At 70.3% G+C, this 15363-nt stretch carries 11 protein-coding genes; 8 read left to right on the forward strand and 3 right to left on the reverse strand.

Annotated features, from left to right (window positions below; genetic code table 11):
* Positions 1-11: 11 nt before the first annotated feature.
* Positions 12-1526: an O-antigen ligase domain-containing protein gene (locus AAFU51_03040; protein ID MEO1570223.1), complete on the forward strand. Its 1515-nt coding sequence runs from the start codon at positions 12-14 to the stop codon at positions 1524-1526.
* Here the strand turns inward: AAFU51_03040 and AAFU51_03045 are convergent.
* The 3 genes from AAFU51_03045 to aat all read right to left on the reverse strand — a co-directional run bounded on the left by AAFU51_03045 (position 1523) and on the right by aat (position 6879).
* Positions 1523-5071 (reverse strand): AAA family ATPase, encoded by a 3549-nt coding sequence (locus AAFU51_03045; GenBank protein MEO1570224.1) that lies wholly within the window; start codon positions 5069-5071, stop codon positions 1523-1525. The two genes, AAFU51_03040 and AAFU51_03045, sit on opposite strands and share 4 nt — an antisense overlap.
* Positions 5072-5160: 89 nt before the next feature.
* Entirely contained in the window at positions 5161-6114 is a 954-nt protein-coding gene (locus AAFU51_03050; GenBank protein ID MEO1570225.1) for an N-acetylmuramoyl-L-alanine amidase-like domain-containing protein, read from the reverse strand.
* Between the two features lie 117 nt (positions 6115-6231).
* Complete coding sequence (aat, locus tag AAFU51_03055; protein MEO1570226.1) at positions 6232-6879, reverse strand: leucyl/phenylalanyl-tRNA--protein transferase; 648 nt, start codon at positions 6877-6879, stop codon at positions 6232-6234.
* Between the two features lie 180 nt (positions 6880-7059).
* Between aat and AAFU51_03060 the strand changes: the two genes are divergently transcribed.
* From AAFU51_03060 to AAFU51_03090, 7 genes are all read left to right on the forward strand, one after another.
* The gene (locus AAFU51_03060; GenBank protein ID MEO1570227.1) at positions 7060-8058 is read left to right on the forward strand and encodes an SDR family oxidoreductase; all 999 of its coding nucleotides are present in this window, start codon (positions 7060-7062) and stop codon (positions 8056-8058) included.
* A 59-nt stretch (positions 8059-8117) separates the two neighbouring features.
* Positions 8118-9038 (forward strand): complex I NDUFA9 subunit family protein, encoded by a 921-nt coding sequence (locus AAFU51_03065; GenBank protein MEO1570228.1) that lies wholly within the window; start codon positions 8118-8120, stop codon positions 9036-9038.
* Between the two features lie 146 nt (positions 9039-9184).
* Positions 9185-9904, forward strand: a complete 720-nt coding sequence (locus AAFU51_03070) for a ferritin-like domain-containing protein (protein ID MEO1570229.1) — start codon at positions 9185-9187, stop codon at positions 9902-9904.
* 4 nt (positions 9905-9908) lie between these two features.
* Positions 9909-10736 (forward strand): ferritin-like domain-containing protein, encoded by an 828-nt coding sequence (locus AAFU51_03075; protein ID MEO1570230.1) that lies wholly within the window; start codon positions 9909-9911, stop codon positions 10734-10736.
* A gap of 101 nt (positions 10737-10837) precedes the next feature.
* Positions 10838-13420, forward strand: a complete 2583-nt coding sequence (locus tag AAFU51_03080) for a M14 family metallopeptidase (protein MEO1570231.1) — start codon at positions 10838-10840, stop codon at positions 13418-13420.
* Between the two features lie 183 nt (positions 13421-13603).
* On the forward strand, positions 13604-14557 hold the full coding sequence (locus AAFU51_03085; protein ID MEO1570232.1) for a mechanosensitive ion channel domain-containing protein: 954 nt from the start codon (positions 13604-13606) through the stop codon (positions 14555-14557).
* Between the two features lie 271 nt (positions 14558-14828).
* Complete coding sequence (locus AAFU51_03090) at positions 14829-15356, forward strand: hypothetical protein (protein MEO1570233.1); 528 nt, start codon at positions 14829-14831, stop codon at positions 15354-15356.
* Positions 15357-15363 lie beyond the last annotated feature (7 nt).

Below are 15363 nucleotides of genomic sequence, written 5' to 3' on the forward strand. Positions count from 1 at the left end.
GTCCGCCAACGATGCCTGCGCTTCTTCCTGCACCACCGCCTTCGCGCCCGCGCCTGCTCGCGGGGCTCGACGCGGCCTTGCAGACGGCCTGGCTTGGGCCGCTGCTGACGGTGCTCGTCACGTTCGGCGGGTCGCTGCTGACCGGATTGCTCGTCATCAAGGCGGGATTCGTGATCGGGATCGTGCTCGGCGCACTGCCGGCGGTGCTGATCGTGGTGGGCATCGTCTACGCGGTGCCGATCTCGGGGCTCTACGCGGCGGTGGCCGTGAGCTTCTTCGGGCCTGGGCTCTCGCGCTACGTCCCCGCGCCAACCGGGCTGATGCTCGACGGCTTCCTCGTGCTCACGCTCGCCGTGATCGCGGTACGTTGGCGCGAAGGGCGCTACGACGCCGATCGGCTCAAAAACGTGTTCGTGTTCATGGCGGTGGCGTGGCTCGGGCTTACGGGGCTGCAGATCGCCAACCCGCTCTCGCCGGGGCCGGTGGCGTGGTTCTACGCCGGGCGCGGGACCACCTTCTACGTCATCCAGACGGCCCTCGTCGCGCTGCTGCTCATCCAGCGGCAGTCGCAGCTGCAGCGGCTCATCTGGATCTGGCTGGGGCTCTCGTTCGTGGGCACGCTCTGGGGCGCGAAGCAGCTCTTCCTCGGCCTCGATGCTGCCGAGCAGGCGTGGCTCAGCGTGCCGGGCAACCTCTCCACGCACGTCCTCTTTGGCAAGCTGCGTGTGTTCTCGTTCTACTCCGACGCGGGGCAGTTCGGCGCAGCGCAGGGCTGCGTCGGCATCGTCGGGCTGATCCTCGCAGTGGGGCCGTATCCGCTGAAGAGGCGCCTCCTCTACGGCGTGCTCGGGCTCGCGGGCGTCTACGGCTTGCTCATTTCTGGCACGCGCGGCGCAATGGCCGTCCCGGCGGCCGGGGCGCTGACCTACCTCGTGCTCAGCCGCAACATCAAGATGATGGTGGCGGGCTCGCTAGCGATCATCGCACTCTACAGCGTGCTCATGTTCACGTCGATCGGGAGCGGCATCTATGCCGTGCAGCGCTTCCGGGCAGGGCTGAAGGAGGGCGGCGAGAACAACTCGCTGAAGGTGCGCCACGAAAACCAAATGCGGCTGAAGGGATGGCTCGCCGGCCACCCGCTCGGCGGCGGCGTTGGCTCGGCAGGGTCGTGGGGCCAGCGCTTCGCGCCGGGCACGTTCCTCGCAAATCTCGCGCTCGACTCGTGGTACGTCCGCATCATGGCCGAGTACGGCGTCTTCGGGATGCGGCTCTACATCCTGGGGCTGCTGATCGTGCTCGCGGTCGCGGCGCGGCGCATGCTCGCCGTGAAGGACCGCGCACTCCAGCACACGCTGCTGGCGCTCCTCGCAGGCGCGTGCGGCATCGCGGCGGCGAGCTACGGCAACCAGGTCCTCGGCCAGATGCCGACCTCACCGTTCATCTACGTGAGCGTGGCGGCGTGCTACCTCGCGCCGTACTTCGACCAAGAGATCGAGGACAGCGCCGAGGCCAACCAGGCGGCTTAGCTGCCCGCCCCGATCAGGTCGAAGTGGCCGTCGAGGACGCGGTCGAGGCGGCCGGTGCGCCAGCCACGGACGGCGTCGCGGACGAGCGGCGACGGGGCCTCGCGGTAGCGCCGGACGATCTCGGGGCGCCCCGCCTCCGTGGCGGCGGCGAGCGCGGCGTGGCAGACCGCGGCTCGCTCCGCAGGCGCGGCGGGCAACGGCTCGGGGCAAGGCACGACGGTCACGCGCGCTACGGTGCGGTCGTAGCCATTCTGGTTCCCGTCCTTTGGCGTCTCGTGGACGTGCAGCCCGGCCTCGGCATCGAGCAGCCGCCACGCGCCGAAGCCCGACACGGCGAACGTCCGTTGGAAGGCAGGGCCGGACCCGTTGCCCTGCGCATCGTCGGCGATCACGTCCAGGCGCATGCGGCGGTGGACGGCCCAGCGCTGGTACATCCCCGCCACCTCGCCTGCCCAGGCCGCGTCGGTGACCTCGGCCTCGATCCGCACGACGGCGGCGCGCGGGGCCTGCTCCTCCAGCGTAGCCAACGCCTCCCTCAACAAGAAGAGCTGGTGCGCCACGCGCTGCATCACGGAGCGCGGGAGCGTCGCGTTGCCCTTCGCACGGACATCTTCGAGGCGCTCCAGCAGCGAGTCGGCCGTGTCGAGCCCGGCCTCGATGCGGTCCATGAACTCGGCGCGGCCCAGCGTCTCGAAGCGGCCGGGGTCGCTCCAGAAGGCCCCATCGGCCATGCGGGCGTAGGCCTCACTCTTCGCCTGCGCCCAGGCATCGTCGTCCACGGCGGCGGCGAGGGCGTCGTACTGGTCGAGCACGAGCGCGAGTTCGGCGGGCGTGCCCTGCGCGTCGAGCGCCACAGCTTCGAGCGTCTCGCCCACGTCCTCGGCGTTCGGCAGCGGCGTGCCGTCGTCCGCGTCGGGGTCGACGAACTCGACCTCCAGGCCACCCCTCCCCTTGGCATCGGTGGCGCCGCGTACGAAGAGGAACTGGTCGCCCTCGGGCGCGGCGTGCGCGACAATGGTGCGGGCCAGCGGCGTGAGCAGGTGGCGCTCGACCGCACGTTTTAGGGGCCGCGCTCCCAGGTCAGGCGTGAAGCCCTCGTCCAGCAGAAATTCCAGCGCGGCGGCGTCGAACTCGACGGCCCAGCCCCGGTGGCGCAGCCCGCGCCGGTCGAGCGCCTTGGTGAGTTCGAGGTCGAGCAGCTTGCGCATCACCGGGCGGCGCAGCGGCTGGAACACCACGATCCGGTCGAGGCGGTTGAGGAACTCCTTGCGGAAGGTCCCCGCGAGGCGCTGCTGGACGGTGTCGGCCGTGAATGCCTCCGGCGCGCCGCCGAAGCCCAGCCCGGGCCGCGTCGCCACGCGGGAGCCGACGTTGGAGGTGAGGATGACGATGGTGTGGCGGAAGTCGGTCGTCGCGCCGCGGCGGTCGGTGAGGCGGCCATCGTCGAAGACCTGCAGGAAGAGGTCCCACACGGCGGGCGCGGCCTTCTCGAACTCGTCGAGCAGCACGACCGCAAACGGCTGCTTGCGGACCTGATCCACGAGCGCCTCGGGGCCGTGCGCGCCCTCGGCCGTGCCGAGGAGCCGGTCGAGCGCGTCGGCGGTCTGGAACTCGCTCATGTCGAGCCGGATCATGCGGTCTTCGGCGCCAAAGAGGTAGGCGGCGAGTGCCTTCGCGATCTCGGTCTTGCCCGTGCCTGTCGGCCCGACGAAGAGGAACACACCGTACGGGCGCGTCGGGTCGGTGAGGCCCGCCTTCAGGAGCGCGACACGGTCCACGAGCGCGTCCACGGCTTCGGGCTGGCCGAGCACACGCCCCTCGAAGTGCGTGCGGAGCCCGGGCAGGTCGAGCCCCGCGCGGTCGTCGAGGAGCGCCGTTGGGAGGCCCGTCAGGCTGGCAACGCCCGCGAGCAGGTCCTCACGCGTGATGCGAAGCTTCTTGCGCGTCTTCGAGACCTCGTCGGGAGGCTCCGCCTGCCGGCGTTGAAGCACCAGCTTGACGATGTCGAAGAGCGCACCGGGGAGCACTTTCGGATGCATTTGTTCGGCGAGCGCTCGGGCTTCCGGCAGCACATCGGCATCGGCAAAGGCCCCCTCGCCATAGGTGAACAGCATCCACCGCGTCACGAGCCCCTGTGCGTCTTTAGCTGACATCGGCTCGATCTCGACCGTGTCCATGAGTGTGCGCACGCGGGGCCGCTCGCGGACAAGTTGGCGATACGCCTCGGGCGTGACCTCGCCGACGAGCCGCACCGTCCCGCGCTGGATGGCCGGGAGCAGCATGTCGAGAGCGCCGGTGGGCTTCTCGCGGTACTGCCCCGCGTGGACGAACTCGCCGAAGCGCGGCGCGACCCACAGCACCGGCCGATCGGCAATCTGCTTGACCACGTTCGTGACGCGCTCTTCGAGCTGGCCGATGTACATCTGTCCGGCGAGGAGGTCGGTGGCGTCGGCCTCGAAGATGGTCCAGCCCTGTTTGCGCAGCCGGGTCTCCAGCGCCCGGATCGTCGTCGTGCGCCCGCTGCCGCTCTCGCCGGTCACGATCACCGAGCGCGGAGTGGGCGCGGTAAGCGCCCGCACCATCGCGTCCACGTCGGCGGTCAGGGCCGGATGCCCAATATGTGGCCCGGACTCGGTGACGACGCGTCCGACGCCCCCCAGAAAGGCCGTATTGACCTGCTGCTTTTCCCACGCATCGAGGCGGGCCTCCACGCGTGCGACGGCCTCGCCGAGGGCGTCCGGTGCGTCAAGGCGGTTGAGCAGCGGCAGCGTTTCCTCCCGCACGTCGTACGGCGTGAGGCGAGCCAGCGTCCCGTCGTCTACGGTGAACGGATCACCCGCGGTGTGGCGAGCGTCGAGGAAGGCGAGAAGGTGTAACCGGTCCGGCTCTGAGGCCCAGGAGTCGTCGAGCTGTGCGAGAAGGTCGCCCGCCACGGCACGGTCAGCGCCGTGCGCCGCGATGGTGTCGAGCGTGAAGAGGGCGGCCACGGTGCCCTGCTGGCTCACGAGCGGCACGAGGCCCGCCGCGAGCGTGGGCGACACGTCGGGCCGCACGCGCAGCGCGTCGAGCGCGAGGAGGCCCCGGTTGCGCTCGCGGTCACTGCTCCGCGCGCTCTCGTCGGCCATCGAGCGCAGCTTCCCGAGCGGCTCGTCAGCCAGCAACGCCACGCCCGCCGCGAACGCCGGGTGGCTCCGCACCGACGCGGGCGTGCTGTTGTAGGCGATGGCGTCTTCGAGCGCCGCGAGGCAGGCTTCGAGGGTAGGGAAGGGTGCAGCGGTGTCGTGGCTCAGCGGTGACGCGGTGGGTCGGTCTTCCTCGGGCTGCGGCGGCGCGGCGGTGTCGCGGTGCGGCGGTGACTGCTCGTCGCCGTCTCCTCGCTTTCCAGTCTCTCCGTTGCCTTCCCCATCCCCTATCCCCGATCCCCTATCCCCTGCCTCCTCTGCGACGATCACCAGCGGCCCACGGGTAGTGCCGAGAATCCAGCCGAGCACCGTTCCAAGGATCAGGGTGACGAGCGCGATGAGTAGGGCGACGTGGATCGGCACGTGGAGCGGCGAAGGTGGAGGTACGAAGGCCGAAAGGTGCGGCCCATCGCTCCATAGGTCAAGTCTCGTGTATGGGGGACTGCCAGCCCCTAGGAATCCGTGCGCGGATCGACAGGGCGGGCCACGAGCAAGCCCGTCTGGACGCGGTTGCCCTCAACGTAGGCCGCGAGGTCGGGCGCGACCTTCACCGCGCCCGTGCTCGACGCATGGAGGAATCCCGTCGCGCCGCCTTCGAGCTTCACCACGAAGCCGGTGTGCGTCACGTCGAGGCCGTCGATGGAGGTCGTCGTGGCGAGGACGTCGCCAGTTTGGAGTGCGGCGTAGGCGTCGGCGATGCGCTCCTGCGGGAGGTAGGTCAGCCCCGGCGCGGCGTTGAGCCGCGCCTCGGCGTCGCCGAGGGCGGCCAGGAGGCTGTCGGCGCGGGGCGTGTCCGGGGCAAGCTTGGCGTAGCTCTCGCGGTGCGCTGTCATGAAGGCGATGCGCTTCGGGTAGGCCTCGACGCCGGGTAGGTCGTCGGTGACGAGGCGGACGTGGTCGCGCGCGGCGTTATCGCGGAGCCAGTCGGAGAAGTAGTGCAGCCGGGAGGCGTAGCCGTCGCGCTGGCCACCGCGGTAGCGGAGCGCTTCGAGGCGCGCAGCGAAGCCTGCGAAGGTCGTATCGCCGACGGCGACGCCGTGGGCGAGGGCGAGCACGTTCTCGACGTAGAGCACGCAGTCGAACGCGCGCAGGTTGAGCACCAGCGTTTCGTCCTCGGCTGCGTCGAGCAGCCCATCGACGTAGGGCGTCCCCACGAACGCCTCGCCGACCGCTGTCACGAGGTCGCCCATCGGTAGGGCCTGCCAGTCGCCCGCCTCGGCGCGGTTGAGCAGCGCGCGGAAGACGGCCCGCGTGGAGTCATCGAGGCGGACATCGGCCGGGAGCGCGCCGTCGACCGAGGCCACCGTGCTGGCTGGGACGACGGGCGCAGGCGGCGCGTCGGTCGCGGTCTGGCAACCCATGAGCAGGCTCAGCGCGAGTGCACAGCAGGCGAGGCGAGGCAGCATAGCAGCGGAATCGTTTAAGGCAACGGAATCGTTCAGGGCAACGGACTCGTTTGGGCAAGGGGCATCGTGTGGGAGAGGGGCGAAGCAGAACGCCCGACCGACTCCTGGGTGCCCGACCTAGGCCTCGCCCGCGAAACCGCCGTGGCGCACATCGTCCGTCCAGCCGGTCATGTCGATGTCCCAGCGGGCGGTTGCCACTCGAAGCGCCTGGTCGAGGCGGCGCTCGTAGTGCTCGCGCGAGACCTCGGTGTTGCCGAAGCGCGCGAGGTGCTCCGTCTGGAGTTGCGTGTCGAGCAGCACGAAGCCGCCCCGCCGCAGCCGCGCGACGAGGTGCACCAGGGCCACCTTGGACGCGTCGCGAGCGCGGTGAAACATCGACTCGCCAAAGAAGGCGCCGCGCAGCGCCACGCCGTAGAGCCCCCCTACGAGCACGCCGTCCTGCCGCACCTCCACGCTGTGCGCATGGCCGAGGCGGTGCAGTTCGCAGTAGGCCGCGATGATTTCCTCTGAGATCCACGTCGTCATGCGGCCGCGCGCGGGAGCGGCGCAGGCCCGGATCGTCGCCTCGAAGTCCTCATCCACGGTCACCTCGAAGACCTGCTGCCGGACGCGCTTGGCGGTGTTGTGCGGGACGTGGAAGGCGTCGAGCGGCATCAAGGCACGCGGGTCCGGGGCGTACCAGTAGATCTGGTCGTCCTCGTCCGGGTCGGCCATCGGGAAGAGGCCCGTCCGGTAGGCGTAGAGCAGGAGATCCGGGTTGAGCACGCGCGTCGCGTGGCGGTGTGGAGGGCGGCGAGGGGAACGTATGAAAGGGCGAGGCTTCGTGCCTCAGACGGCACGTGAAGAGTAAAGGGGGAAGAGTAAGAAAGCCGTGCGCGTGCCCGACGTGTTCCGGGAGCCGCCCACGTCCATACCTTCTCAGTTCTACACCCGCCCCCGCCACATATGCTCCTCGTCACCGGCGCCACCGGCTTCCTCGGCGCGACGCTCGTCCATCAACTCGTCACAGCAGGCGCGTCCGTCCGCATCCTCCGCCGCACCACCTCGCGCCTCGACCTCCTCGGCGACACGGCCGGTGCCGTCGAGCATGCGATCGGCGACGTGACCGACCGCGCCAGCCTGGAAGCGGCGCTAGACGGCATCGACGGCGTCTACCATGCGGCGGCCTACGTTGGCTTCGGCGGGGCAAAGGACGCCGATCAGTTGCACCGCGTCAACGTCCGAGGCACCGCGCACGTCGCCGATGCGGCGCGCGTGGCGGACGTCGGGCGGCTCGTCCACGTGTCGAGCATCGCCGCGCTGGGGCGCTCGGAGGCACACGCCGGGCCCGGGGGAACACCCATCGACGAGACCGCGACGTGGACACCCTCGAAGCTCAACACGGCCTACGCCGAGAGTAAGTACCTCGCCGAACTCGAAGTGCAGCGCGCCATCGCCGAAGGGCTCGACGCGGTGCTGGTCAACCCAGCGGTGATCTTCGGCCCCGGCCGGCCGGGCGAGAACACGATGCAGATCGTCGAGCAGGTGCGCGACCGCAAGCTGCCCGCGGTGCCATCGGGCGGGACGTGCGTCGTCGATGTCGAGGATGTGGCCAGCGGTATGCGGCGAGCGATGGCCGACGGCGCGACCGGCGAGCGCTACATCTTCGGCGGCGAGAACCTGTCGTGGCGCGCCCTCATCGACACGCTTGCGGCGGCGCTCGGCGTGCCTGCACCGAAGCGCACCCTGCCGCCTCGCCTCGCGCTCGCGGCGGCGACCTTGATGGAGGCCGGATCGTTCGTCACGCGGCGGCACAGTAACATCACGCGCGAGTCGGTGCGTATGGCCTCGCGGTCGTTCCGCTACAGCAATGCCAAGGCCCGCGCCGACCTCGGCTGCACCTTCCGCCCCTTCGCCGCCACCGCCGCACGCATCGCCTCAGTGGTCGCCAGTCCTGGGGCCTAGGCCCTGCGACCCTCGACCTGCGACCCTCGACCTGCGACCCCCGACCTGCGACTCCGACCATGCGTCTTCTCCTCACCGGCGGCACCGGCTTCGTCGGCACCTACGTCTCCGAAGCGCTGCTCGACGCGGGCCACACGCTGCGCTGCCTCGTCCGCGGCTCAGGGGACAGGCTCGACGTGTACGGACGGGACGGCGTCGAGATTGTCCAGGGCGACATCCTGAAGCCCGACACGCTCGGCTCGGCCATGGCGGGGTGCGACGGCGTCGTCCACCTCGTCGGCATCATCGAAGAGCGCCCAGCGCGCGGCATCACCTTCGAGCGAATCCACCACGAGGGCACCGCGAACATGGTCGCGGCAGCCAGGACGGCTGGCGTCGAGCGGTTCGTGCACATGAGCGCCAACGGGGCCGCGCCGGACGGCGTCTCGGCCTACCAGACCTCGAAGTGGGCGGGCGAGGAGGCCGTCCGGGCGGCGGGCTTCGGCCATGTCGTCATCTTCCGCCCATCGGTGATCTTCGGCGACCCCGGGCGGGGGCGTCCCGAGTTCTGCTCGCAGCTCTGGCGCGACCTCGTGAAGCCCTTTCCGATCCTCCCGATCCTCGGCGACGGGCAGTACGAGTTGCAGCCGATCCACGTCACCGAGGTCGCGGCGGCCTTCGCGCAGGCCGTCACGCTCGAAGCGGCGCATGGGCAGGCCTACTGCGTCGCCGGGACCGAGCGCGTCACCTTCGACGAGGCCGTAGACCGCATCGCGCGAGGTGCGGGCATCGAGCCGAAGCCGAAGCTGCACCAGCCGTTGTGGCTGGCGCGGCTGGCCGTCAACACCGCTGGGCGCGCGGGGCTGCTGCCGATCTCGCCTGCGCAGTTCGCCATGCTGATCGCGGGCAACACCTGCGCCGCCGACCGCCTGAGGGCTGACTTCGAGACGGTGGAACGCCCCTTCACGCCGGATTCGCTGGCCTACCTGCGTGGCAGCTGAGGCTCCGGCTGGTCCGGCCTTAGATTTGCGGGCGCTGGCCCAGCCGCCGAGTCCGCTCCAGATTCCGCCAGCGTCCCCCCGCTTTTTGCCCGCCGCGTTCTCGCCCGGTGCCCTTCGTTCGTCGCGTCCGCACACCGCCCCGCTCGATGCCCTCCTCTTCTGTTCGCCCCGACGGCTCTCCGGCGTTGAGCCGCCGCCGCTTCCTCCAGTTCGGTGGCGTCGCCCTGACCGCTGGCGCCCTCGCCGCGTGCGACTCCGACGACCCCAGCGTCGACCTCGACGATGAGGCCGTCGTGTTCGACTTCGCGGACGACTTCGGCGTGCTCAACTTCGCCTACGCGATCGAGCAGCTCCAGGCCGCCTTCTACACCACCGTCGTCTCAGCGCCACCGCGCGAGGCTGCCGAGACGGAGGTGGAGACGCTCGCGGCCATCCGGGATCACGAGATCGCCCACCGCGACTTCTTCCGCGGCGCCATCACCACGGCGGGCAGCACGCCCATCCCCGCGCTGCGCCTCGACCTGCGGACGGTCGACTTCACCAGCTTGGCCTCGATCCTAGCCACCGCGCGGGTGCTCGAAGACCTCAGCGTGGCCGCCTACAACGGCGCAGGCCTCCTGCTGCAGGACCCCGACCTGCTGCTGATCGCGGGCAAAATCGTCTCCGTCGAGGCCCGGCACGCGACGGTCATCCGCGACCTCCTCGCCAACGACACGGCCTTCGCCGTGGGCGCCGAGGCCAACCCCGCCACACAGGCCGTCGACCCCGCGACGGGCTTCGATGCGAGCCTCAGCGTAGCCGCCGTGCTGGAGGCCGCGGCCCCGTTCTTCATCGCCGACCTCTCCGCCGTCAACCTCTCCAGCTAGCCCGATGCCTACGTCTTCCGACTCCCTCCTCGGCCTGCTCGACGAGGACCACCTGCAGGCGCTGTCTGACGCGGTGGTAGACCGTCGCCGCGCGCTCGCGCAGGCAGGGCGGCTTGGCGCGAAAGCGCTCGTGGCGTCCGTGCCGCTCGCGCTGGCGTCCGTCGCGCGCCCGGTCTTCGGGCAGGCGATGCCGCCGACGGTCACCGAGGTGCTCAACTTCGCCCTGGTGCTGGAGCGCCTCGAAGCAGAGTTCTACCGCCTCACCAACGCCGCTGGCGTCGTCCCCTCGACCCGCGAGGCGGCGTTCGAGGCCATCGCCGCGCACGAGGCGGCGCACGTCCGCTTCCTAGAGGGCGTGCTGGGCAGCGACGCCGACCCGGCCCCGACGTTCGACTTCACCGCCCAGGGCCGCTTCGACCCGTTCAACCCCAACGATCCGCGCGTGAACCCGACCTACCTCGTGCTCGCGCAGGTCTTCGAGGACACCGGCGTGCGGGCGTACAAGGGCCAGGTCGCCAACCTGTTCAGCACCGACGTGCTCGGGGCGGCGCTGCAGATTCACTCCGTGGAGGCACGACACGCCGCCTTCATCCGTACGCTGCTCGGCTCCGAGGCCTGGATCGCTGGCAATACGAACACCACGGAGATCCCCGACTTCGACCCGGTGTACGCGCGCGAGCAGAACGTGCGCCAGGACGTGCGCTCGCTCCAGCTGCGCCTCGACGTGCCGGACCTCACGAGCGTCTCGCGCAGCGCGGTCGAGGCGGCCTTCGACGAGCCGCTGACGATGGACGAGGTGCAGGCCATCCTCGCGCCGTTCATCGTCGGCTAGGTCCGCGCCGTAGATCGAGGGTAGCTGGCCCACCAGGGAGGCAAAGACTGCGAGGGTTCCGGCGTAGATTCGGGCGCTCATCTCACCTCGCCCCTCGCCTCATGCTACGCCGCCTCCTCGCGTTCGCTGTCCTCGCCGTTCTCGTTGCCCTTGTGCCCGCAGCGGCGCAGCCCGTCCCGCTGACGGTGCCGTTCACCGCGCCAGGCACGACTGGCTACGACCCCGCGGTCCCCACACCGGAGCAGGTGCTCGGCCACGCGATCGGCGAGCGCCACACGCGGCCCGCCGACGTGGTGCGCTATGTCGAGGCCGTCGCGGCGGCGTCGGACCGGGTGAGCGCCCTCGTCTTTGGGCAGACCTACGAGGGGCGGCGGCTCGTCATCGCGCACGTGGGCCGGCCGGATCGCATCGCCGACCTCGCGAGCGTGCAGGCGGCCAACCGGCGGCTCTCGGACGATCCCGGCTCGGTCTCCGACGCCGACCTCGACGCGCTGCCCGTGGTGGCGTACATGGGCTACGGCGTCCACGGCAACGAGGCCAGCGCCACCGAGGCAGGGCTGCTGCTGCTCTACCACCTCGCCGCCGGGCAAGGCCCCGCCGTCGACGCCGTTCTCGACGACGCGCTCGTGCTCATCGACCCGATGCTCAACCCCGACGGGCGCGACCGCTTCACCGACTGGGTCAACAGCCAGCGCGGCGGCGTCGCCACGCGCGACCTCCAGGACCGCGAGCACAACGAGCCGTGGCCCAACGGGCGCACCAACCACTACCTCTTCGACCTCAACCGCGACTGGCTCCCGCTGCAGCACGTCGAGTCGCGCGCGCGGATGGACCTCTGGCACGGCTGGCGCCCGCAGCTCTCGACCGACTACCACGAGATGGGCCGCAACGCGACCTACTTCTTCCAGCCGGGCGTCCCGTCGCGCACGAACCCCAACACGCCGCCGCTCAACCAGGAGCTCACCCGGCGCATCGGCGAGTTCCACGCCCGCGCGCTCGACCGCATCGGGCAGCTGTACTACGCCGAGGAGTCGTTCGACGACTACTACTACGGCAAGGGCTCGACCTACCCCGACGTGAACGGGGCCGTCGGCATCCTCTTCGAGCAGGCGTCGAGTCGCGCGCTGAAGACGGAGTCCGTGAACGGCCCGCTCGACTACGGAACGACGGTGCGCAACCAGTTTGCCACGAGCCTCTCGTCGCTGGAGGCCGCCGTGACGATGCGGACGGACCTGCTGCGCCACCAGCGCGACTTCTACGCCGGTGCCGACGCCTTCGCCGGCGACGCCGACGTGCAGGGCTACGTCGTGGCGACCGAGCCGTATCCGACCCGCGCAGCGGCGCTCCAGGAGGTCTTGCAGCAGCACCGCATCCGCGTGCACGACCTCGCGCAGCCGGTGACGGTCGATGGTGTGCGCTTTGAGCCCGGCGAGGCCTTCGTGGTGCCCGTCGCGCAGCCGCAGGCGCGGCTCGTCAAGGCCGTCATGGAGCGCGTGAGCACGTTCCCCGACTCGATCTTCTACGACGTCTCGACGTGGACGCTGCCGCTCGCCTTCGGCGTGCCGCACGGCGAGGTGCCCGAGGTGACCGCGCGCGTGCTCGGCGGAGAGCGACCCCGGACAGCCTTCCCTGCCGGACGCCTGACGGGAGGCAGCGCCGCCTACGCCTACGCGATTCCGTGGGGCCGTGCGCTCGCGCCGCGGGCGCTAGGCCGGCTCCAGCAGGCAGGCGTCCGCGTGCGCCTCGCGACGGCACCGTTCACGGCCGATGTGTCGACGGGCATCGAGGGCGGCACGCGCCGTGAGCGCTTCGACCGAGGTACGCTCATCGTGCCCGTGGACCAGGCCGACATCGACGGGCTGAGCGTGATCCGGCTCGTGCAGCAGGCCGTGGCGGAGGACGGCGTGGACGCCTACGCGCTCCCGACGGGGCTCACACCCGAGGGCCCCGACCTCGGCGGCCCCAGCGTGCCTGTGCTCGACGCGCCAGCGATCGGCCTCTTCGCGGGGCCAGGCACCTCCGTCTACCGCGTCGGCGAGGTGTGGCACCTACTCTCGGAGCGCTACCGCCTCCCCGTCTCGCTCCTCGACGCCGAGGACGCCGCCCGCCTCGACCTCGACGACTACGACGTGCTCGTGCTCTCGGGCTTCATCTTCGCGTGGGGCGAGGCCGAGCGCGACGCGGTGGCGTCGTGGGTACGCCGCGGCGGGACGCTCGTCACGATCGGGCGCGGCATGGTGACCGCCGCCCAGGCCGACTGGCTCGACGCGACCGTCACCGAGGCCGACGACGACTCGACCGTGGTGCCCTACGAGCAGCGCGACCGGCAGCGCGGCGCGCAGGCGCTCGGCGGCAGCATCTTCGCCGTGGACCTCGACCCGACACACCCGCTCGCCTACGGCTACGGCTCCGAGATCGCCCTCTTCAAGCAGGGCGCGTTCTTCCTCGCCGCCGACTCGTCCAACGCCGAAGCCGTCGTCGGGCAGTACCTGGGCGAGCCGCGCCTGAGCGGCTACGTCTCCGCGCAGAACCTCGACGCGCTGCGCAGCGGGGCTGCCGTCGTGGCCAACCGCATGGGCCGCGGCCGCGTGATCGGCATTGACGGCGCGCCGAGCTTCCGCGCTTTCTGGTGGGGCACGCAGGGGCTCGTCGCCAACGCCGTATTCTTCGGTCAGACGTTCTGATTCTGAATCAGAACGGCACCGCTCCCCCCGTTCGGGTTGACGGTCGCTACGCTCCCAGATCAATCCAAACTGTCCCCCTCACGAATGAGGGGAGGGGGACAGTCTCACGACCCTTCATGGGGAGTGAGACAGGGGGAGGCGAGCAGGGCTCTGCCCGCCTTCCGCACACCAGCGCCGCACGACATGGAAGCAGTCGCCTCCTGGTTGATGGACCAGCTGAGCCTCGACTCGATGCAGAGCACGACGGTGGTCAAGCTCCTGCAGACCGTCGCCATTCTGATCGGGCTCAACGTGGCGCGGTGGCTGACGCTGCGGGTCGTCTTCCGGCAGACCGAGGACGTGCGCGTGCGCTACACTTGGCGCAAGGGCATCGGCTACGTCTCGGCCCTCCTCGGCGCGCTGATGCTCGCCTACGTCTGGTTTGGGCTGTTCGACAACCTCGGTACGTTCCTGGGGCTGCTCTCGGCAGGCATCGCCATCGCCCTTCAGGACCTGCTCATCAGCTTCGCCGGGTGGGTGTTCATCCTCTGGCGCCACCCGTTCCACACCGGCGACCGCATCCGCGTCGGCGAGCACATGGGCGATGTCATCGACGTGCGCATGTTTCAGTTCACGCTCCTCGAAACGGGCACCAAGGGCGGCTCGGGGCAGTCCACGGGGCGCATCATTCACCTCCCCAACAGCAGCGTCTTCCGCCAGCCGATCATCAACGAGACCGCAGGCTTTCCCTACGTGTGGAACGAGGTGCCCGTCGTGGTGACGTTCGAGAGCGACTGGCGCGCGGCGAAGGAGATCCTCGTCGAGATCGCCCAGGCGCACGCGACGCACCTCTCCGAGGACGCCGAGCGCAAGGTGAAGGCCGCGGCGCGGGAGTACCTCATCTTCTACGCCAAGCTCACGCCGACCGTCTACACGACCGTGACTGACTTCGGTGTGCAACTCACGCTGCGCTACATCGAGGCGCCGCGCCGGGTGCGGGGCAGCGAGCAGGCCATCTGGGAGGCCCTCCTCGACGCCCTCGCCGCGCGGGACGACATCGACCTCGCCTACCCCACCTACCGCACCTACTTCAACGCGACGGAGGGCAAGCCAGGGGCCCGCGTGGACCTACCGGGGCTGGGGCCAAGCGACGGATAAGAAGCGCACGTCGACGCGGTGCGAAGGGACGAGACCACCTCGGTCCGCGCTGAGGAGGCCACGCGGGCGTAAGGGAGCCCGGCGTCTCCTCCAAGCTCAGCGGGATGAATCCCAATCTGGACACGCGGCCCCGGAAACGTTCTGCCAGGCGCAATACGTCAGGGAGGCCATCCGCCAGCATTACCAAGTCGAGTCGCAAATCGATATCGGCTGAGACGGGAAGCAGGCTTGCCGCGGGCCGCGGACTCTAGCCAACACCCTGCTCTCTCTTATGCCGCAAACCCTTGCTGCCCTTCTCGCCATCCTCGTACTCTCGCTCTACGCCCTCGGACAGCACCGCTCCGAGGCGGAGCTGGAGCGCGGCGCCATCAGTGGCCAGCTGGAGTTGACCGTCGCCGAGGTGGCGCGGGAGATCCTGACGGAAGCGTCGCAGCACGCGTTCGACGAGGCCGACCTCGCCCGCGATGAGCTGCGCTTCGACACGCGCGGCCTCTCCACCGTGCTCGGCCCCGAAGCGGGCGAGAGCACGAGGGCCGACTTCGACGACGTGGACGACTTCGACGGCTACACCGCCCTCGTCTCGCGGCAGCGCAACGGGCAGCCCCTCGACGTGCGGGTCCGCGTGACGGTGCGGTATGTCCAGCCCGACGCGCCCAGTACGGTTTCTGCCAACCCGACGCTCGCCAAGGAGGTCGAGGTTACAGTCACCGATACGCTACCGGCGCAAGCAGGGCGCCCGCCCGTCGGCGTGACGCTCAACACCTTCGTGACGCCCTCGTGGCAGACGATCCACGGCTGAGCTCGTC

The organism is Bacteroidota bacterium (genome assembly GCA_039821555.1).
GTDB lineage: Bacteria > Bacteroidota > Rhodothermia > Rhodothermales > Rubricoccaceae > JBCBEX01.